Source organism: Chryseobacterium sp. R2ACT005 (assembly GCF_049949215.1).
Taxonomy (GTDB): Bacteria; Bacteroidota; Bacteroidia; order Flavobacteriales; family Weeksellaceae; genus Chryseobacterium.
Genome location: NZ_CP188192.1, coordinates 2,056,801 through 2,078,163, shown reverse-complemented (window position 1 = coordinate 2,078,163; position 21,363 = coordinate 2,056,801). Strand labels below are relative to the sequence as shown.

Annotated in this window: 21 protein-coding genes; 13 read left to right on the top strand and 8 right to left on the bottom strand. The window is 36.0% G+C overall.

From position 1 onward, the window contains the following. Positions 1–21 precede the first annotated feature (21 nt). The 6 genes from ACPF63_RS09590 (at position 22) to ACPF63_RS09565 (ending at position 7,162) form a co-directional block, all read left to right on the top strand. Positions 22–1,935 (top strand): endonuclease, encoded by a 1,914-nt coding sequence (locus ACPF63_RS09590; protein ID WP_426482834.1) that lies wholly within the window; start codon positions 22–24, stop codon positions 1,933–1,935. Positions 1,936–2,384: 449 nt separating this feature from the next. After that, positions 2,385–2,990 carry a SatD family protein gene (locus ACPF63_RS09585; RefSeq protein ID WP_047384977.1) on the top strand — a complete coding sequence of 202 codons (606 nt, stop codon included), beginning with the start codon at positions 2,385–2,387 and terminating at the stop codon, positions 2,988–2,990. A gap of 1 nt (position 2,991) precedes the next feature. Continuing rightward, a complete protein-coding gene (locus tag ACPF63_RS09580) occupies positions 2,992–3,687 on the top strand; it encodes a DUF3307 domain-containing protein (protein ID WP_426482833.1) in 696 nt (231 codons plus the stop codon). 36 nt (positions 3,688–3,723) lie between these two features. Further along, a complete protein-coding gene (gene purC, locus ACPF63_RS09575; protein ID WP_027372243.1) occupies positions 3,724–4,446 on the top strand; it encodes a phosphoribosylaminoimidazolesuccinocarboxamide synthase in 723 nt (240 codons plus the stop codon). Positions 4,447–4,572: 126 nt separating this feature from the next. Then, positions 4,573–6,072, top strand: coding sequence for an amidophosphoribosyltransferase (gene purF, locus ACPF63_RS09570; protein ID WP_077417516.1), 1,500 nt, complete (start codon positions 4,573–4,575; stop codon positions 6,070–6,072). 142 nt (positions 6,073–6,214) lie between these two features. Beyond that, complete coding sequence (locus ACPF63_RS09565; RefSeq protein WP_426482832.1) at positions 6,215–7,162, top strand: glycerophosphodiester phosphodiesterase family protein; 948 nt, start codon at positions 6,215–6,217, stop codon at positions 7,160–7,162. 105 nt (positions 7,163–7,267) lie between these two features. Here ACPF63_RS09565 and ACPF63_RS09560 read toward each other — a convergent pair whose 3' ends face one another. The 6 genes from ACPF63_RS09560 to aroB form a co-directional block, all read right to left on the bottom strand. Then, the gene (locus tag ACPF63_RS09560; RefSeq protein ID WP_077417512.1) at positions 7,268–7,981 is read right to left on the bottom strand and encodes a porin family protein; all 714 of its coding nucleotides are present in this window, start codon (positions 7,979–7,981) and stop codon (positions 7,268–7,270) included. A 364-nt stretch (positions 7,982–8,345) separates the two neighbouring features. Continuing rightward, positions 8,346–9,044, bottom strand: coding sequence for a porin family protein (locus ACPF63_RS09555; RefSeq protein WP_426482831.1), 699 nt, complete (start codon positions 9,042–9,044; stop codon positions 8,346–8,348). A 443-nt stretch (positions 9,045–9,487) separates the two neighbouring features. Further along, positions 9,488–10,072 carry a porin family protein gene (locus tag ACPF63_RS09550; protein ID WP_426482830.1) on the bottom strand — a complete coding sequence of 195 codons (585 nt, stop codon included), beginning with the start codon at positions 10,070–10,072 and terminating at the stop codon, positions 9,488–9,490. A 206-nt stretch (positions 10,073–10,278) separates the two neighbouring features. Next, positions 10,279–10,902, bottom strand: coding sequence for a porin family protein (locus tag ACPF63_RS09545; protein WP_426482829.1), 624 nt, complete (start codon positions 10,900–10,902; stop codon positions 10,279–10,281). A gap of 233 nt (positions 10,903–11,135) precedes the next feature. After that, positions 11,136–11,771: a porin family protein gene (locus ACPF63_RS09540; protein WP_077417504.1), complete on the bottom strand. Its 636-nt coding sequence runs from the start codon at positions 11,769–11,771 to the stop codon at positions 11,136–11,138. Between the two features lie 279 nt (positions 11,772–12,050). Next, on the bottom strand, positions 12,051–13,097 hold the full coding sequence (gene aroB / locus ACPF63_RS09535) for a 3-dehydroquinate synthase (RefSeq protein ID WP_426482828.1): 1,047 nt from the start codon (positions 13,095–13,097) through the stop codon (positions 12,051–12,053). Positions 13,098–13,198: 101 nt separating this feature from the next. On the opposite strand from aroB, the gene ACPF63_RS09530 reads away from it, so the two are divergent. Continuing rightward, a complete protein-coding gene (locus ACPF63_RS09530; RefSeq protein WP_232538943.1) occupies positions 13,199–14,377 on the top strand; it encodes a pseudouridine synthase in 1,179 nt (392 codons plus the stop codon). Positions 14,378–14,557: 180 nt separating this feature from the next. On the opposite strand, the gene pncA is transcribed toward ACPF63_RS09530, so the two are convergent. Next, positions 14,558–15,163: a bifunctional nicotinamidase/pyrazinamidase gene (gene pncA / locus ACPF63_RS09525; RefSeq protein ID WP_426482827.1), complete on the bottom strand. Its 606-nt coding sequence runs from the start codon at positions 15,161–15,163 to the stop codon at positions 14,558–14,560. A 298-nt stretch (positions 15,164–15,461) separates the two neighbouring features. On the opposite strand from pncA, the gene ACPF63_RS09520 reads away from it, so the two are divergent. The 5 genes from ACPF63_RS09520 (at position 15,462) to ACPF63_RS09500 (ending at position 18,787) form a co-directional block, all read left to right on the top strand. Then, the gene (locus ACPF63_RS09520; protein ID WP_426482826.1) at positions 15,462–16,604 is read left to right on the top strand and encodes a DEAD/DEAH box helicase; all 1,143 of its coding nucleotides are present in this window, start codon (positions 15,462–15,464) and stop codon (positions 16,602–16,604) included. 221 nt (positions 16,605–16,825) lie between these two features. After that, positions 16,826–17,362, top strand: a complete 537-nt coding sequence (locus ACPF63_RS09515; protein WP_426482825.1) for a YfiT family bacillithiol transferase — start codon at positions 16,826–16,828, stop codon at positions 17,360–17,362. An 89-nt stretch (positions 17,363–17,451) separates the two neighbouring features. Next, entirely contained in the window at positions 17,452–17,817 is a 366-nt protein-coding gene (locus tag ACPF63_RS09510) for a DUF1569 domain-containing protein (RefSeq protein ID WP_426482824.1), read from the top strand. Continuing rightward, a complete protein-coding gene (ytxJ, locus tag ACPF63_RS09505; RefSeq protein ID WP_426482823.1) occupies positions 17,814–18,194 on the top strand; it encodes a bacillithiol system redox-active protein YtxJ in 381 nt (126 codons plus the stop codon). Before ACPF63_RS09510 ends, ytxJ begins: the two co-directional genes overlap by 4 nt. After that, a complete protein-coding gene (locus ACPF63_RS09500) occupies positions 18,191–18,787 on the top strand; it encodes a Crp/Fnr family transcriptional regulator (RefSeq protein ID WP_426482822.1) in 597 nt (198 codons plus the stop codon). The genes ytxJ and ACPF63_RS09500 overlap by 4 nt, the downstream gene beginning before the upstream one ends. Positions 18,788–18,919: 132 nt before the next feature. Here ACPF63_RS09500 and ACPF63_RS09495 read toward each other — a convergent pair whose 3' ends face one another. After that, positions 18,920–20,341: a PLP-dependent aminotransferase family protein gene (locus ACPF63_RS09495; protein WP_426482821.1), complete on the bottom strand. Its 1,422-nt coding sequence runs from the start codon at positions 20,339–20,341 to the stop codon at positions 18,920–18,922. Between the two features lie 96 nt (positions 20,342–20,437). Between ACPF63_RS09495 and ACPF63_RS09490 the strand changes: the two genes are divergently transcribed. Beyond that, complete coding sequence (locus ACPF63_RS09490; RefSeq protein ID WP_077417486.1) at positions 20,438–21,322, top strand: DMT family transporter; 885 nt, start codon at positions 20,438–20,440, stop codon at positions 21,320–21,322. Positions 21,323–21,363: the final 41 nt, after the last annotated feature.

Sequence of the window (21,363 nt, the reverse complement as noted above, 5' to 3'; positions counted from 1 at the left end):
TTGGTTCCCAATTTTTAAAGCATGAAAAAAATTTTACTTCCTATCATTTTAATTTCCTCTTCTATTTCTGCGCAGGTACCTGCCGGATATTATGATGGAACAGCAGGATTGACAGGATATGCTCTGAAGTCGAAACTTCACGATATTATTTCGGATAAAATGATCAACTGGCATTATGACGATCTGAAGGTGCTCTATAATCAAACTGATCTTGACAAATATTATGATCATGATGCTTCCAATACTCAGTACATGCTGGATATCTACTCGGAAATACCTTCGGGACCGGATGCTTATGAATACAAAGCAGATCAATTAATAGCTGGTGCAGGAGGAGAAGGTTTGGGCTATAACAGGGAACATATGATGCCGCAAAGCACATTCAGTACAAGTTCATCTATCAGTGATTATCCTATGTATTCGGATCTGAACTTTATTATTCCTGCTGATGCTTATATTAACCAGCGAAGGAATAATTATCCTTATGGAATAGGAAATAATACGAATCATTATATTTTTACCAATACTTCGAGGATATCCAATGCCGCAATTCCAAACTATCCATATACCGGAAGAGTTTACGAACCTATAAATGAGTTTAAAGGGGATATCGCAAGGACTTTATTGTACTTTGCCGTAAGATATGAGGGAAAACTGGGGTCATTTAACACCGCTTATACTACATCAGCAAACATAACACCGGCTACAGATCAGTGTCCGCTTGACGGAACCGAAGAAAGAGCCGTTGATCTTCCGTATGTTGTCATGCTGAAGCAATGGAGTGCTGCAGATCCTGTTTCGCAAAGAGAAATTGACCGGAATAACGCCATCTATACCATACAGAAAAACAGAAATCCATTTATTGACCACCCTGAATGGATTGATATGATCTGGTCTGAAACGCCCGATAACGTTGCACCGGCAGCTCCGGGATCCTTGGCTTCAACGCAGCAGAATGCCTATTTTGTCAATCTGAACTGGACGGCTTCTTCTGATACCGATGTTTTAGGATACAGGGTTTATGTGAATGGTTCAGCAACACCGGTAGCTGTTACAAAAGGAACTTCTATAAGCATAGACCACCTGAGCCCTTCAACAACTTATACTTTTACAGTGAAGGCTTTTGATAAAGCATATCTGGAGTCTCCGTTCAGTAATACGGTGACAGCTTCAACAATTGCTTTGGATTCATTTGCTCCGGATCTTATGATTACAAAATATATATCAGGAAACAATACAGATTTCGTTAAGAATAATGCTCTGGAAATCGTTAATAAAACCGGACATGAGGTTAATTTAAATAATTACAGAATTAATATTCAGTTTAAAAACAATTCTTCAGGAGCTATTTATAGTGGTGATACCTATGAACTGGAAGGTAAGGTTGGAAATAATGAAACTTTTGTTATTTTGAATCCAAAAGCTGCTTTATCATGCTATACCAATGATCAGGCAAGATTTGTTACAGCTTCTGATCCTATGCTGTTTGCAGGACAGAACTACGTGGAGCTTGCTTATAATAAAACGGTTACTATAGATGCCATTGGTGTAAAATATACTACCAATAATAATGGAAATGTGTCTTTATATAGAAAAAGTACCATCAATAAACCTGCAGATACATTTAATATGAATGAATGGGATTCTTATCCGGCTAATTACTGTCAGAATCTGGGTGGCACATTGTCTACTGCAGAGCTGATTACTGCCAATAATGAATTTACAATATATCCAAACCCGGTTTACAATGATCTTTATGTAAGCGGAACAACGGAAAAAATAAAAACAGCCCGAATTATAGATCTTTCCGGAAAAGTGATCTACACAGAGAAAGATCCTTTCAGAAATAAGAAAAGTATTTCGGTACAGGGAATTCCTACAGGATTGTATTTCTTGCAACTTGATGAGAAAGCACATCAGTTTATTAAAAGATAACAGGTGTAGGATCACCATGCTTTTTTAGTAACAAGTCTAAACCTCACATATTTTTAAAATCTGTGAGGTTTTATTTTTTAATAGGGGGGATGAGATTGCTTCGCTTTGCTCGCAATGACTGTTTTAGCCCTGATAGGAGCGGTTACCCCACAGCAGGAAGAGGCCTTTCGGCTGAGTTTAGGATGGCCGCCAAGGCGCGAGGAGTATGAGCGGATAGCAGGAAATAGCTTCTTACTTAAAAATGAAGTGAAAAATGTAGAGTTAAAGTAAACGTAATGAAAAGAGTTTTATCAGGTTTTTACATTTTCATATTTTGTATTTTTTGGTAAGGGCTTAAAAACCTTATGGTTACTATATAATCGATATAAGCAGATTCACTAATAATCAATATCTATAAGTGTTTCTGCTTATATTTTTTATTTATAAGTAATTATGCTTATATTTGCAGTATGATAGCGGTCATTACCGGTGATATTATAAATTCACAGCATGCAGATACTGAAGTTTGGATTACCAGACTTAAAAATCTTCTCGAAAGATGGGGAAGTGCTCCTGGCACATGGGAAATCTACAGAGGAGATGAATTCCAGTTCAAATGCAATATTGATGACGTTTTCTGGCGGTTTCTAGCCATAAAATCTCTTATTAAAAGTCTGGAAAATTTAGATGTAAGAATGGCCATCGGTATTGGTGAAGAAAGTTTCTCTTCTGAGAAAATCACAGAATCCAATGGTACAGCTTATGTACATTCCGGAAGACTGCTTAATGACCTTAAAAATGACGGCCATACCGTTGCCATCAAAACATCCAGTGACCCGGTGGACAGGGATCTTAATATTCTGTTGAAATGGTCATCAAAAGATTTTGACAACTGGACTATGGCTACTGCTGAAATCATTCATGAAATGATCATGAATCAGGATATTACCCAGGAAGATCTTGCTAAAAGATTTGCTATTTCACAGTCTTCTATAAGCCAGAGACTAAAGAGAGCCAACTATGAGCTTATCGTGGAAACCAACCAGTATTTCAGAAAGAAAATCTCAGAACTATAGCATGATCTTTATTAAACTCATATTGGCACATCTACTCGGAGATTTTATACTTCAGCCAAATTCATGGGTTGCAGATAAGGAAAACTATAAACTAAAAAGTAAGTTTTTATACTTTCATATTCTGATTCACACTGCATTAAGTCTTATTTTACTTTGTGATCTGAAACTTTGGTGGGTAGCAGTTTTGGTGGGGATTACTCACTTTATTATTGATGCGGCCAAACTTACATTTCAAAATGTAAAGACTAAAAAAAGATGGTTTTTCATTGATCAGCTTCTGCATGTACTGGTAATTGGCGGAGTTTCCCTGTATTTTCAGGAATTCAGTTTCAGCTTTTTGCAGAATCAGGAATTTTTAAAGCTCATTATGGCTGCATTGTTTTTGACAACACCGGCTTCTATTTTTATCAAAATCTTATTGTCATCATGGACACCCGCTCCGGATGGCCCCAACACTATTCAAACCGAATCTTTATCAAGTGCCGGAAAATATATCGGAATTTTAGAACGTCTGCTGGTCTTCACTTTTATCATGGTGAATCACTGGGAAGGTGTAGGTTTCATGGTAGCTGCAAAATCTGTTTTCAGGTTCAGCGACCTTGCACAGGCAAAACAGAGAAAACTTACAGAATATGTATTAATTGGTACACTGCTGAGTTTTGGGCTGGCTGTCTTAACAGGAATAATAATAAAATAAATCAATAAATCTAACTACAATTTAGAAAGTAAAATTATGAGTCAAAAGAAAGAAATGTTGTACGAGGGGAAAGCAAAACAGGTATTTGCAACTGATAATCCTGATGAAGTAGTAGTACGTTTCAAAGACGATGCTACAGCATTTAACGCTCAAAAGAAAGGTCAGGTTGATCTTAAAGGGGAAATGAACAATGCAATCACAACCCTTATTTTTGAATACTTAAATGAAAAAGGAATCAAAACTCATTTCATCAAACAATTGGACGAAAGAGAGCAGCTGGTAAGAAAAGTATCTATCATTCCTTTGGAAATGGTGGTAAGAAATTACTCTGCAGGAAGTATGGCACAAAGATTAGGAGTTGAAGAGGGAATCAAATCTCCGGTAACAATCTTCGATATCTGCTACAAAAAAGACGAATTGGGAGATCCGCTTATCAACGATCACCATGCTGTTTTCTTGGGAGCTGCTACTTACGAAGAGCTTGACGAAATGTACGAATTGACTTCGGATATCAATGAAATCCTGATCGACCTGTTTGACAAAATCAACATCATCCTGGTAGATTTCAAAATCGAATTAGGTAAAACTTCAGACGGTGAAATTATCCTGGCTGACGAGATTTCCCCTGATACATGCAGACTTTGGGATAAAGATACTATGAAGAAATTAGATAAAGACAGATTCAGAAGAGACTTAGGAGAAGTTACTGAAGCTTATGTAGAAATCTACAACCGTCTTAAAAATCTTTTACAGAAATAAGATTTCAGAGAAAGTATGTTTCTGTAAAACAATTTGTTATTTAAAACAAAAAATTAAAAACTGAAGTTAACTTAGACTAATTTCTAACATCTAATATCTAACTTCTAATCATTAGAAAAAATAGAAATGAAAAGTTTAGACATTCATAAAAGTGAATATTTAAAACAGTTTGAAACCCAGACTTACGGAAGAAATCTTTTCAGAACTCAGGAAGAGGAAAGACTGGATGCTCCCAATGAAGAGTGTGGGATCTTCGGATTGTATTCGGATAATGATCTGGATACTTTCTCTCTTTCGCAGTTCGGGCTTTTTGCGTTACAGCACAGAGGCCAGGAAGCTTGTGGTATCTCCGTTTTAAAAGACGGAAGAATCACCAATATGAAAGATGAAGGACTGGTTTTAGATGTTTATAAAGAAATTCAGGAACCTGAAACTTTTATGGGAAATTCTGCAATTGGGCATACCCGTTATACCACTGCAGGAGATAAAAAGAAATATAATTTCCAGCCATTTTTCGCGAAAAACGAATATGACCAGATTATACTTTCTATAGCACACAACGGTAACCTTACCAATGCGAAAGAATTAAAACAAGAATTAGAGGCTGAAGGCGTAGTCTTCAGAGCTACATCTGATTCTGAGGTGATCCTGAGACTGATCCAGAAAAACCTTGATTTAGGTCTTCGTGGAGCTATTAAAGCAACAATGGAAAAGATTGAAGGAGCTTATTCCGTAGTGGGGATGACCAGAAATAAATTCTTTGCATTCAGAGATTTCAACGGAATCCGTCCATTGGTTTTGGGAGCTATTGATGAAAGATCTTATGTAGTAGCTTCAGAATCTGTGGCATTGGATGCTGTAGGAGCTCAATATGTACGTGATATCCTTCCTGGTGAGATCATTTATACCAATGAAAACGAACCTGGAAAACTTCATTCTTATATGATGGATGAGGCGAAAGGAAAGCAGAGAATCTGTTCTTTTGAATATATCTACTTTGCAAGACCTGACTCTACCTTAGAAAACATCAATGTATATGAGATCAGAGAAAAATCTGGGGAGAAAATCTGGGAACAGGCTCCTATAGAGGCTGATCTGGTTATTGGAGTTCCGGATTCCGGAGTTCCTGCTGCCATTGGTTTCTCTAAAGCTTCAGGAATCCCTTTCCGTCCTGTTTTGATTAAAAACAGATATATCGGAAGAAGTTTCATTGTTCCTACACAGGAAATGAGAGAAAGGGTAGTGAACCTTAAACTGAATCCAATCATCTCTGAGATGAAGGATAAGAAAGTAGTGATCATTGATGACTCTATCGTTCGAGGAACAACATCGAAGAGACTTGTTAAAATTCTAAAAGATGCAGGAGTGAAGGAAATCCACTTTAGAAGTGTTTCTCCGCCTATCATTGCCCCATGTTATCTTGGAATTGATACTCCGTCTAAAGATGATCTGATCTCAGCTAATATGACCACAGAAGAACTTAAAAATTATTTGGGCGTAGATTCCTTAGAATTTTTAAGCATTGATAATCTGAAAGAAATTTTAGGATCTGCAAACCACTGCTTCGGATGCTTTACAGAAGAATATCCTGTAGAAAAAGGAGAAGAGGTAGATTTATTCAATTAACTTCTTTATTGAAATCATATAACAAAAAGAGCCGGGCTATAACCCGGCTCTTTTTGTTATATAAATGTAGCAGAAGCTTAATATTCCTGTATTATACAATATATAATAGAGTTTTAATTTTGTCTGATTAAAAGTTCTGGATATGAAAAACGCATTTTTCACGGGTATTTTTCTGGTATTTGCCCAACTTTACGCTTCACAATCTTTCGATAAGCAGGCACACCGCGGAGGAAAATCTCTTTACCCGGAAAACACCATTCCGGCAATGAAAAATGCCTTAAAAATGAATATAACGACCCTGGAAATGGATCTGGCCATCACAAAGGACAAAAAGGTGATTCTTTCCCATGATGCTTTCCTTTCCCCGGAGTTGGTTACAAAACCGGATGGAACCTATATTCCAAAAGATTCTGGTTTTTATTATAAGATTTATGAAATGCCTTATGCAAAAATTAAAACATTTGATGTAGGCCTGAAAAAGCTTAATAACTATCCTGATCAAAAGAAAATGAAGGCTCAGAAACCTCTCTTTTCAGAAGTCATAGATGCATGTGAAGCTTATGCCCGTGAACTAAAGAGACCATTGCCTTTTTATAATATAGAAACAAAGACACGTCCTTTCTCTGATAATATATTTCATCCGGAACCGAAAGAATTTGTAGATCTGATGATGAAAATTATTGTAGAGAAAAAGATTCAGGACAGAGTGATTATCCAGTCTTTTGATCCAAGAACCTTGGAAATCCTTCATAAAGAATATCCAAAAATAATGACAGCTCTGTTGGTAGAAAAAGTGGATGATAAAAAACTGGCTCAGCAGCAGGCTTATTTTAAAAACATTCCTGTAGAAAAATTCAAAATGTATCCCGATCATCTCAGTGGAGTGGCAGGAGATATGAAGTTCCTGAGTTTTACTCCCACTATTTACAGTCCTGAACATAATCTTGTAACTCCCCAATTGATAAAGGAATGCCACTTATTAGGAATGAAAGTGATCCCATGGACTGTGAATACAAAAGAAAGACTGAAGGAACTAAAGGATATGGGAACAGATGGAGTGATCAGCGATGATCCGAGAATATTCGAATAATTTTTAAAACATTTATCTATTAATATAAATAGCCGGAAGAAATTCTTCCGGCTATTTTATGCGTGCAGATAACTGCACTTAGGGTTAAAAAATTGGTTCTTTTAATTAAAATTTATAGTTCAGGCCTAACTGAAATACTCTGTTGTTGTTTTCAGCGGCAGGTCTGCTTTTATCAATTTTGGTTAAGCTGTTTACGTATCTTGCACTTACACCGATGTTGGAAGTGATATCATACCCTAAACCAAGACCCAATCCGAAATTGAATTTGTTGATCATATCTTTGTCGATATCCTGAGAGTTCGAACTTGCAGTAGTTGTAGTAATTCCTCCTGTAGTACTTGCTACAGTAGATTCTGATTTGTTTTTACCATTAAGGAAATAACTGAATTCAGGTCCTGCTTCAATATAAAACTTGTCAATAGGTCTCATTTGAACCATTAATGGAACTGAAATGTAGTTCATTTGTACTCTGCTCTGTACTTTAGTCTTTACATTCGTAACACCATTATCAGTTTCCGTAGAATACATTACATCTTTAGCACCCATTTGGTTGAATAATACCTCTGGCTGGAAGCTGAATTGTTTTGAAATTGGAATATTAACGAATGCACCTGCATGAAAACCTAGTTGCTGGGTATTGATCCCGAACTTCTGCTGACTGAAATAAGAAGAGTTTCCTCCTGCTTTAACTCCGAATCTAATGGGTTGAACATCTTTTTTTAGTGGTGATGCATTTACTGTTTTTGTTGCTGTCTCTGTCTCTTGAGCAAAAGCTAATGTACCAGCAGTTAATGCTAATCCTAAAAATAACTTCTTCATAATTTTATTTTTTAATTTTACTATTTGTGTGTCGATGATTTCTCAATCAGACTCCATTTATTTTGCAAATTGCTTGCCAAAGTTGAAAAATGCTTATTTATAGGGCTTTTGAAGGGCTTTTTGGAAAGTTTTTTTTAAATCATTTATCCCTTTTTGATGAATAAATGTATTGCCAAACTGAATATTTTATGAAAAGAGTTGAAGACTCAGAACGCTTTAATGTAGATAATTGAAATGATAAATAATTAAAAAGCAGAAGTTGTTTTTATAAAAATAACGGGGTATCCAGGCTGTTTTCAAGACCTGAAATAAAATACCGGACCATTTACGGTCCGGTATCGATTTTTGAAAATAATAAATATCCCTATTTAAACTTATAAGCAGCTCCAATCTGAAGTGCATTATTTCTTACTTTATCATCCTCGTTGTACTTGTAAACTTCAGTAATACCAGCACTAAACCTTGCGGTCACGCCAAAATTTTTAGTAAAGTAATATCCGGCACCAATACCTAACCCCAGATTAAAACGGTTAAAAAGGCTTGTTGAAATATTCTTTGAGATATGGTCTGTATGATCAATCGTAATTGAATTTCCAGTGGTCTCAATAGTGGTTAAATCTCCTTTTGTTTTTCCTCCCAACAGATATCCAAATTCAGGACCTGCTTCTACATACAGCTGAGGCAGAATATTATATTGAACCATTACAGGAAGAGAAAGGTAATTTAATGTTGTACTATAATCATAATGCTGTGTTCTTCTGTAATTCCCTGAGCTTGTTCTGTAGTTATAGTCTGATTTTGATCCCAGCTGGCTGAAAAGAAGTTCCGGCTGGAGGCTGAATTTTTCAGAAACCGGAATATTTGCGAACACTCCTGCATGAAAACCTACTTTCATTTTTTCATTGTTATCATATTCATAACCGTCTCCTCTGGTAAGCGTAGATCCATTCAAGCCTGCTTTAACACCAAAAGTAACAGGAGAAGAAATTTTTGACTGATTTTTTTCCTGTGCATTTGCGAAAAGGCTGCCTGCAACTGCCAGTACTACAAAGAGTTTTTTCATGATTTTAAAGTTTTAATTTTTCATCATCGCGACAAAATATCTGCCACAAAAGGGAGAAGTGATAAAAATCATGCAATAAGCGAAAAAGTCAGGCTTAAACTAATAAACCTGACTTTTTCTATTGAAATCAAAATGTATCTAATTATTGAGCAAAATACATTTCTGTATCATGCTTTGCATTCTATGTGTTAATCCACCCAATGCCGTTCACGTTAAAAGTTTATAATGGTAATAGTTAGATTTGAGCATTGAAATTCAATTGAACCAATACCTATTTCATTGTAAAAACGGAATCATAAGTTGGGATTTCCGGAATAGAGTACAATCACTACTCAATACGCAAATTTCTTGCCAAAAAACATCAGTGTAATAAAAAAGCCGGATTAAATTTAATCCGGCTTTGTATTGATTAGAAAGTCTGCTTTTAAAAGCGGCCTAATTTTTTAGAATTTATAAGCTAAACCTACCTGGAATACACCATTTCTGGAAGCATCACCTGGGTTGTTTTTAGGGACATCAGATAATCCTGCAGTATATCTTAGATTCACTCCAATATTTTGTGTGAAATAATATCCCGCTCCAAGACCAATTCCGAAATCAAAACTTTTCAAATTGTCTTTAATATCTACAGAGCCACCGTTGCCTTTTCCTTTAGCACTGATAAGGAAACCGAATTGAGGACCAGCTTCTACATATAAATTAGGAATAAGGTTGTACTGTAACATTATCGGTACTGCGATATAATCTGTGTTAAGCTTTAGATCACCGTTACCTTTATATTTACCGCCCAAACCACTGTATAATACTTCTGGCTGTACAGAGAAGTCTTGTGCTACAGGAATGTTTGCAAAAACACCTCCATAAAATCCAGCCTTTGAATTTAAGTCACTGTTAGAAATAGTAGAAACGTTAAGACCTGCTTTTACACCAAATCTAACTGGAGAAGATGAAGCAGTAGAAGTTGAAGTCTTCTGAGCGAAAGTGAAAGTACCTGCTACTAGTGCAAGGCCTAAAAAAATCTTTTTCATAAGTTTTATATTTTAATAGTTTTTAAGTTTTATTTAACATTTCATTAAGAATCAAATGGCGTGCCAAAGTTAAAACTGATTGTAAATCCAGTGTTTATAGTGTATACTGGAAAAAGTAAATTTTTTTTTACATAAAAAAGCCGGATTAAAAATTAATCTGGCCCCACTTTAATTATTAAAACTTAACGAGAAAAGCTAAACAAGCTTTAGAATTTGTAATTTACTCCTACCTGGAATACTCCGTTTCTTACAGATCCTGATCTGCCATACCCATAAAGATATCTCTGTTGTTTTGCATTCACAATATCAGATAACCCTGCAGTATATCTCACATTTACACCAATATTTTTGGTAATATTATAACCAGCTCCTAATCCGATTCCGAAATCGAAACCCTTGGTTGCATTTTTAAGTTGTAAACTTCCGACATCATCCTTTTGTTCTGCCCCCATAAGGAAACTAAATTGAGGTCCAGCTTCTACATAAAAATTAGGAAGTGCTTTATACTGAAACATTACAGGAACGGAAATGTATTCTAAATTAAGTTTTGAATTTCTTCCTCCTTTTTCTTTTGCCCCAACAGCGCTATACAATACTTCCGGCTGGATAGCAAAATCTTTTGCGACAGGAATATTCACAAAAAAGCCACCATAAAATCCTGCTTTTGATTTCATATCCATATTAGAAAGACTGGAAACATTAAGTCCCGCTTTCAAACCGAATTTGATTTTAGAAGAAGATGTGGATGGAGTGGCAGCATCAGTTGAAGTGTTCTGCGCAAAAACGAAAGTACCTGCGATAAGTGCCAGGCCTAGAAAAATCTTTTTCATAGATTAGTTTTATTTTAAGTTGTTTAACGCTCGGAAAGCAACAAACAATATGCCGTGAACCCCCTTCAGTAAAGACTTTATCAAATTTTTAACTAATTAAAAAATCAATAGTTTGGGATATATATTTAATGTTTTATCAAAGGATCAATGCTTTACCATAAAAAAAAGACCAGATTAAAAAATTAATCTGATCTTTTCTATTGAATATAAAATTTGTTCGTGAATGTGTAAGCTTATTTGAATTTATAAGCTAATCCTACCTGGAATAGGTTGTTTCTTGTAGCATCAGATCCACTAGGTCTGTTTTTCGCTACATCAGTTAAACCAGCAACGTATCTTGCTGTAAGCCCTAAGTTCGGAGTGAAATAATATCCGGCACCAAGACCAATACCAAAGTTGAATGTATTTAAATTGTCTTTGTAATTATCTGTGGTATTTGACTGTCCGTTTGATTCATTTTTGAACTTGTTTTTAGCACTTACCATGAAACCGAATTCTGGTCCTGCTTCCACATAAAGGTCGGGAATCAGGTTGTACTGGAACATTACCGGTACTGTAATATAATCTAATTTAGTTGAAGCTGAAAACTTTGTTCCTCCTATAGTATAATCTGATTTATTACCATATTGTGAGTATTGAACCTCTGGTTGAACGCTGAATGAAGCTGCCAATGGAATATTGGCAAATACACCTGCATTGAATCCTATTTTAGATTTCTGATCATCAAGTCCACTGTCTTTTGAAAGTGAAGATACGTTCATTCCTCCTTTCACCCCAAATGTTACTGGATTAGAAGATGTGTTTCCTGTCTGTTGAGCGAATGCGAATGTTCCTGCAGTTAACGCTAATCCTAAAATTAACTTTTTCATAACTTTAATTTTTTAATTTTACTCTTTCTTAATTTTAAATTTTACTACTTGTTCAACATTTTTCAGTTGAACGCAGAGTATCTTTCAAATTGCTTGCCAAAAATCTTTTTTATGAGTAAAATCAATAAAAAAATCACTTAGTGTTTAAGTGATTTTTAAAATATAAAATTGATTTTCAATTGATTATAAATTTAAATAAACATTTGTTTAGAAGAGCTCTAAATTGACAATTTTGTTAAAAACAACCTTTTAAACCATGTTTATTTTTCCAAAAAACAGTTAAGCATTATTCAATTTTCTATAAAAAGACAGAGATTTAAGGATGTTTTCCTGTCTGCACTGATGGTCATAAGTACAAGAACCGATTCCGGAAAGCAGGGAAAAATTGATTTTACTGTCTGTATTCTTTTTATCATTCAGTAATAATGCAGTGATATCTTCATCTTTAAAATCATTGATATCCAGGTAAGGATAGTATCTCTGTACATTTTCAATAACCATATTTGCATCTGTTTCAGAAATAAGATTCTCCAGACAAGCCAGATGAGTTTCTGCAATCATTCCCATGGCAACCGCTTCTCCGTGAAGGATAGGATTTCCTTGCTGTAAACATAAACTTTCCACAGCATGGCCTATTGTATGCCCGAAATTCAAAGTTTTTCTGATATTCTGTTCGTGGAAATCTTTATCTACAACATCCTGTTTAATATTCATAGAAGTCTGAATATGCGGAATTACCGTTTCCACCTCCAGTTTACGAACTTTGATCAGCTGGTCCCAATGATTTTTATCAGCAATTAATCCATGTTTCAGCATTTCAGCGAACCCACTTCTTAATTCTTTAAACGGTAATGTTTCTAAGAATTTCGGAAAAATAAAGATTTGTTCCGGGAATGCGAAAGTTCCCACCATATTTTTATAATGCATCAGGTCAATACCTGTTTTTCCTCCTATGGAAGCATCACACATAGATAAAAGGGTAGTAGGGATATTGATGAACTGGATACCTCTTTTATAAGTAGATGCCACAAATCCACCCATATCAGTAATCACGCCGCCACCAAGATTGATAACCAGCGCTTTTCTGTCTGCCTGCATTTCCGTAAGAATTTCCCAAAGCTGATTGGCAGTCTGGATATTTTTCATTTCTTCTCCGGCTTCAATCTCTAAAATTTCAAAGCCAAGGTCTGTTTCCATATTTCCTAAAAGAATAGGAAGGCAGTATTCATGAGTGTTTTCATCTACAAGAATGAAAATTTTACTGAAAGATTTTTCATGAAGAAACCCGTTAAGCTGAGAAAAATTATCGTTTAATATTGTTATCATCTTCTAATATTTGTAAAGTTAAAATGTAAACTATAGTGCAAAGTTATGATTCTTAATTTTTAACTCGTAACTAAATTACTATCTTTGCAGAAATTTTTAGAATGAGCAGAGATAATAATAATTCAGACAGACCAAAGAGACCAAGAATTTCAACCAAGAAAAGTTCTGATGATTCTCGTGCTTCCAGATCTGGAAATTCTTCAGGATCAAAACCTTTTAAAAAACCTTTTTCTAAAGACGGAGGCAGAACAGCTCCTGAACATAGAGGGGCTAACTCAAAATTCGACAAAAAACCTTTCAAGAGAAATACAGACAGCTCTGAAGGTTCCAGCGAAGATATGGGTTCAAAATCTGAAAAAAAACCTTACATCACCAATAAAAGTGAGAGCTTTGAGAGAAAATCTTTCGGAAAATCAAAAAGAGGAGGAAACAGTTTTAATACAAGAGATAAATATGAAAGAGGTAGTCTGAAATATGGCAGAAGACCCTCTAATGGAGATGAAAGAGATGACAGAGCAAAGTCTTTTGTACAAAAAAGAAGGTTAAATAAAATTGACAAAGATGTTCATAAAGATACTATCCGTCTAAATAAGTATATTGCCAATTCAGGGATCTGCAGCAGGAGAGAAGCTGATGATCTTATTACTCAGGGACTGGTAGAGGTAAACGGAAAAGTAGTCAACGAAATGGGCTATCAGGTGCAGAAAACCGACAGAGTAGTTTTTGACGGACAAAATATTACTCCGGAAAAACCGGTTTATGTACTTTTGAATAAACCAAAAGGTTATATTTCTACGACGAAAGATGACAAAGCAAGAAAAACAGTAATGGATCTTGTAGCTAATGCTTCTCCTTATAGAGTTTTCCCTGTTGGAAGATTAGACCGTTCCACAACGGGGGTTATTTTATTGACCAATGACGGACACATGACTAAAAAATTGACGCATCCATCTTTTGATGCTAAAAAGATTTACCATGTAACGTTAGATAAAAAGCTTACCGGGGAAGATCTACGTCTTATTGCAGAAGGAATCCGTCTTGATGAAGGTATAGCAGTTGTTGATCAGATTTCGTACATTGAAGGAAAACCAAAAAATGAAATCGGAATTGAGATTCATATTGGATGGAACCGTGTTATCAGAAGAATATTCCAAAGATTAGGGTACGAAGTGGAAGCTTTAGACAGAGTAATGTTTGCAGGATTGACGAAGAAGAATATCAAGAGAGGACACTGGAGAATCCTTACAGAACTGGAAGTAAATAACCTTAAAATGCTTTAATATAATGATGAATTATGAGTTATAAAATGAATAGCAGATTCGGATTTGTAACTTATATCATTCTTTTAAACAATACATTTAAGTGTAAAAAACAAAAAAGCGCAGAAAGTAATTCTGCGCTTTTTTTATTGTATTAAGTATGAATTCCAGAATTCATAACTCATCATTTATAATTGATCATTACCCTAAAACTGTCACTCCTTTTTCAATCATCTCGTAGATGGCATCTCTGGCGTTGTCCGGTTTTACGTTTACAGCACGTGTACCATTGAAGTGAAGGCATGTTACATATCCGTTGGCCACAGCATCCTGAGCCGTGAACTTCACACAATAGTCTAATGCCAGCCCTACGATTTCAACCAGTTGGATATCGTGATATTTTAAGAAATCGTCCAGTCCGGTTTTCATAAAGTGATTATTATCCTGGAAGCCGCTGTAGCTGTCAATTTCTATATTTTTGCCTTTTTGTACAATATGGGTTACTTTGTCTCTGTTCAGATCTTTGTGGAATTCTGCCCCGAAAGTTCCCTGAATACAGTGATCCGGCCACATAAACTGTGGAACACCATTTAAAATAATACTTTCTCCAACCTGTCTGCCATTACTGCTTGCAAAACTTTTGTGTCCTGCAGGATGCCAGTCCTGTGTCAGAACCACCTGATCATATGCATTTTCCTCCATGAGAAGATTGATATACGGGATAATTTCGTTGGATCTAGGGACTGCAAGGGCTCCGCCTTCACAAAAATCATTCTGTACATCGACTATTATTAACGCTTTTTTCATATTTTGATTTCTCGAATTTTTGATAAATTTACAAAACTAATCTTCAAAAATTTGTCCAAACCCGAATTTTCGGACAAATCGGCAATAAAAAAAATAATAAGCCGGAAGTGCTTTCAGTGGTACAACTGCTCACTGTCTTTGCATAAGAACTTTTTAAAAATGATGAAGCAGAGAGTATTATGTATTCCTTTATGTCCTTCGTACTTCTTTCTTCCATCTCCCGGCTTCAAGCCTTTTACGGTTCAAAAAAATGGAACTAAATCTCAATAGCTTATCTTTGCAGTAAATAAGTATTTTTATGTCATTTGAATCGTTAGGATTATCACACAATATTATTCGTTCTGTTAACAAATTAGGGTATTTAAAACCATTTCCAATACAGGAGCAGGCAGTTCCTGTTATTTTGCAGGGGAAAGATTTAATGGGGATTGCACAGACAGGTTCCGGGAAAACGGCTTGTTTTGTAATGCCTATTTTAGAAAAACTACAGAATGCTGAAGTTAAAAAAGACCGTAATGTTCAGGTTTTAATATTGGTTCCTACCCGTGAATTGGCTATTCAGATTGATGAAGTTTTCAGAGCTTTTACAGAAAATCTGAAGCGGGAGATTCGTACAATGGCTGTTTATGGAGGTGTTTCCATCAATCCACAGATGAAAGGAATGTTTGGGGTAGAAGTTCTTATTGCCACTCCGGGACGTCTGTTAGACTTAATTGACCATAATGCATTGAGTATTTCAGGAATTCAGCATCTGGTGATTGATGAAGCGGATAAAATGTTTCAGCTGGGCTTTGGAGAAGAAATGAATAAGCTTTTCGGAATGATGCCTGTGGTGAAGCAAACGACTTTATTTTCAGCGACTTTAAATGATAAGGTTTCTGAAATGAAAGAACGCCTGTCTATCAATCCCACTATTATTGAAATAAAAAAAGAAGAAGTTGAAATTGATAATATCGAACAACTTGCATATCATGTTTCTCCTGAAAATAAAGGTCCTTTCCTTCGTTATTTAATTAAGGAAAAAAAGGTGGAAAAGGCTTTGATCTTTGTTTCGTCTACAAGATCTGCAGATAACCTGGTGGAAAAGCTCAAAAAGAATAAAATTAAAGCGGTGGCTATTCACAGCCAGAAATCGCAGGGAGCCCGCAGGAATAACCTGGAAGAGTTTAAAGTAAACGGAGCCCAGATTTTGGTGGCAACAGACCTGCTTGGGCGTGGAATTCACATCGATTCATTACCATGCGTGATCAATTACGAATTGCCGCGTTCTCCTTTAGATTATATTCACCGTATCGGCAGAACAGGGCGTGCTAATGAGAAAGGGACAGCAATCAGTATTCTGACAGATGATGAATTGCAGCATTTCAGAGTAATCCAGAAGAAAATGGGCCGAAAAGTAACCTTACAAAGAACAGAAGGTATTGATTTACATGGTTATTAGTCCTTTATCAATATAAATTTAAAAAAAAAGGCTTCAGTTTATCATTGAAGCCTTTTTTGATGAAAATTGGTACCACAAAAATTGTTATCGGTATAATTAATGCTTTATTCACCTTAGATTCTTGAATTTTTGATAAATTTACAGAAGCTGATATTAATAAATTGTTCCAAAAGATAACCATCGGACAAATCGGCAATAATTAAAAATTAAACCCTTGAGCAATGAGTGATTTAGAGAAAAAAAAGTTTCCGATAGGCCCGTTTGAAGCTCCAGAAAATATCTGCGATACTACACTGGATACTTACATCAAAGTGATCAAAGACTTTCCCGGCAGGCTAAAAAATCTCATTGAATATTTTACGGACGATCAATTGGATACTCCCTACAGAGAAGGAGGCTGGACTATAAGACAGCTTGTGAACCACCTTTCGGACAGTCATATGAATAGTTTTATCCGTTTTAAGCTGGCTCTTACAGAAGATAATCCTACCATAAAGCCTTATGATGAAGCCAAGTGGGCAGAACTTCAGGATAGTTACCATATGCCTGTAAAACCGGCTATGAGAATGCTGAAAGGAACGCACCAAAGATGGGTTGTACTCCTTAAAAGCCTTACGAATAAACAATTTGAAAGAACTTTTCATCATCCGGAGCATAACAGAGATTATAATCTAAGAGACAGCCTTGCTTTGTACGTCTGGCATTGTAATCATCATTTTGCTCATATTGAAAACCTGAAGATAGAAAAAGGTTGGTAAGGAAACGTCTTAATAATCCCATATATTATAGGGAAATTGTAGACCGAATTTCCATGTTATATGAAAATTCCCCTGGAAAATGGGGGAAAATGGACGTATGTCAAATGCTAAAGCACTGTGACCTAGTTCTTCAGGTAGCTTTAAAAAAAGTAGAACTTCCCCGTATCAACGTTGTGTATAAGACCATAGGCATATTCACTAAAACAGAAATGTATGTCTTCAATAATGGAATTCCCAGAAACATGCCTACTTTTCAAAAACTAATCGTTAATTTTGAGTGTGATTTTGATGTGTCAAAAACCAATCTGCTGAAAACGCTTGAAGAATTCCGGGAAGCTTGTGAAAAAAGCAACCTGCCGGATCATCACAGGTTATTCGGAAACATGACTGAAAAAGACTGGACATTTTTAGAATACAAACATCTTGATCATCATCTAAAACAATTTAATGTATGAGTTTTTTTGATAAAATATTCGGTGGAAAAAACGAAACCCCTGACCAAAAAACATTCTGGAAAAAGATAGAGTCTGAAGAAGACCTTACAAAAGCTATAGAAGACTCTTTTAGGAATAGAATTGCTATATTTAAACATTCAACAAGCTGTTTTATCAGCAGAACTGTACTGAAGAATTTTGAAAAAGAAGTTGAAAATTCAGATCAGCCGGTCAATGTATACTACCTTGATCTGTTGGCTCACAGATCTGTTTCCAATAAAATAGCGGCAGATTTTGAGATCAGACACGAAAGTCCGCAGCTGATTGTAATAGAGAACGGAAAACCTGTAAACAATGCTTCACACCAGGATATTTCTTTAAGCCAGATTGTATCATGAAGAATATAAATGATTATTTAGCCAAAGTTTTAAATGTTCCCCTTCAAAATGTGAACACTTGCAGCCTGCACTATGAAGTAAAGAAAATTCCTAAAAATCAGTTTCTTCTTCAGTACGGCGAAATATGCCGGCATATATTCTTTGTAGAAAAAGGTCTGTTGAAGATGTATTCCATTGATAAAAACGGGAAAGAGCATATTATACAGTTTGCTCCTGAAAGCTGGCTGATTTCTGACCGAAGCAGTCTTTATTTCAATGAAAAATCCATTTATTATATAGAAGCGGTTGAAGATTCAGAAATTCTGTTTCTGCATCCTGATTTCTTTAATAAGCTGGTTGAACACTTTCCAAACAGTATTGAAAGAAGTGATTTTCTGCTTCAGAAACATATCAGAAGTCTTCAAAACAGAATCAACTCTTTGCTTGGTGAGACGGCAGAAGAAAGATATATGAAATTTATTAAAATGTATCCTGATTTGCTTTTGAGAGTTCCACAATGGATGATTGCGTCTTACCTTGGAATTACTCCTGAGAGTCTGAGCCGTGTAAGAAAAGAGCTGGCGAGAAAAAACTTCGTCCCGGATAATAAATAAAAAAGGATGGAAGATGGGAGAGGGAAGCTTGAAGTTCTGGTAAACACAAAAGAACTTGATAGTTATTATTTAAACATCCTTAATAAGAATTGACATAATCTATTCTTAAAATTATAATAACTTCCATCTTCCTTATTTCAAATAAATTTTTTTCGCAAGATTTCCAACCTGTCTGAGTTTTGCTTGTGTATCTTCCGACCACGGAAGTCCTATACAGAGTCTCATACAGTTTTCAAACTGCTCCTGAAAGGTAAACATTCTTCCGGGAGCAATACTTATATTTTGCTTGATGGCCAGATCGTATAGTTCTGTTGTCCGTATCTTTTTGTCAAATTCTACCCATAAAGACAATCCTCCCTGTGGACGGCTGGTTTTGGTACCTTCCGGGAAAGATTCTGCAATGGTCTGAACATAGTTCTGATAATTGTTTTGCAGGGTTCTGCGGAGCTGCTGTAGGTGTTTTTCATATTTTCCGGATTTCAGAAAGTTGGCTACAGCTTCATTAACAATTGAAATAGAGGACGTGGAATGCAGGAGCTTAAGCTTCATGATTTTGTCTTTATACTTTCCAGGAGCAATCCAGCCTACACGATATCCCGGAGCCAAAGTTTTTGAAATGGAACTGCAATACAGTACATTTCCGTCTTTATCAAAAGATTTACAACATTTTGGGCGCGTAGAGCCGAAATAAAGATCTCCATAGACATCATCTTCAATCAGTGGAATATTGTTTTCCGAAAGTATTTTTACAATTTCTTTTTTATTTTCATCAGGCATACAGCTTCCCAAGGGTGAATTGAAGTTCGGAATGAGCAGGCAGATGTCTATTTGGGGAATTACTTTTTTTAAAGCCTCAATTTCTATTCCGGTAGTAGGGTGTGTAGGAAGTTCCAATACTTTTAAACCCATTCCGTTTGCCAGCTGTAGAATTCCCGGATAGCAAGGGCTTTCAATAGCAATTGTATCGCCGGATTTTCCTAATGCCATTAAGCAGAAAGACAAAGCATTCATTCCGCCATTGGTAGTAATCAGGTCGTTTTCACTCAGATTTCCTCCCCATTGTAAAGAACGTATGGCAATCATTCTTCTTAATTTCAGATTTCCCTGAAGTTCTTCATATTCGGTACCTCCTTCTTTTAATTCCCTGATAGCGTTTACGATTTCTTTTTTCAGTTTTGCCTGAGGTAAAAGATCTCCTGACGGAATTCCAATAGAGAAAAAAGTAAGGTCTTTTTTACCCATATTTTCATATACTTTACTGATCAGTTCATCCGGTTCATCATTATTGGCGATCAATGAAGGACGGCTCACTTCCGGCAAAGGAAGTTTTGCGGATAATAACTGACTCACAAAATAACCGGATTGCGGTTTGGATTCTACCAAAGACTGGGATTCCAGTTCCAGGAAAACACGCTTGGCTGTATTCATACTTACCTGATATTCATGGCATAGCATTCTTACCGAAGGAAGCTTATCTCCGGCCTTTAAAATACCATTCCTGATCTGTCCTGCAATTCCGTCTGCAATTTCTGTGTATAAAAATTCTTTGTTCATATTTCAAACTGTGCTCATGCAAATATACAAAACTGATACTGTGTTTATCAAATTATCCTTTTTAATTTTGAACCATCAATTAAAAGTTTCGATACAATGATAACAAAACAAATATCAAAAGATGAAAATATAAGCGGATGGATCAACGGCTTTATAGGGGTAGTATTATTTAGCGGTGGTTTGCCTGCTACCAAATTAGCAGTCATGGAAATGAGTCCGACCTTTGTGACGATAGTTCGTGCAGCTGTGGCAGGGATATTAGCTCTTATCGTATTATGGCTGGGTAAAGAAAAACGTCCCGTTAAAGAGCAGTTAATTCCTTTGCTCTTGGTTTCTCTTGGCTGCGTGGTAGGTTTTCCGCTTTTGTCAGCACTGGCTCTTCAATACCTTACTTCGGCTCATTCTATTGTATTTTTGGGAATGCTTCCTTTGGCAACCGCTATATTCGGAGTTTTCCGTGGGGGTGAGAGGCCTCATCCTATATTTTGGTTTTTCTCCATTGTTGGAAGTCTTTTAGTGATTGGATATGCAGTTTCACAAGGAATATCTGCTTCACCCATTGGCGATATTCTGATGTTGCTGGCAGTTATTTTATGCGGTATGGGCTATGCTGAAGGGGCAAAATTATCCAAAACATTAGGGGGCTGGCAGGTGATTTCCTGGGCTTTGGTACTGGCATTGCCTGTTATGATTCCTTTATTTTTTATTTATTTCCCTGAGGATATTGGGAGTGTGAGTTTCCAGGGATGGTTTGGAATGGCTTATATTTCTCTTTTCAGTATGTTCATTGGTTTTATATTCTGGTATAAAGGATTGGCGCAGGGTGGTATTGCTACTGTGGGACAGCTGCAGCTGCTTCAGCCTTTCTTTGGCCTTGCATTGGCTGCCTGGCTTCTTCATGAGCAGGTGAGTATGGGAATGCTGGGTGTGACAGTAGGAGTGATATTATGTGTTGTAGGAACTAAGAAATTTGCGAAATAATTAAAATATATTGAGAATGACAACCCAATAATTCTTTGAGA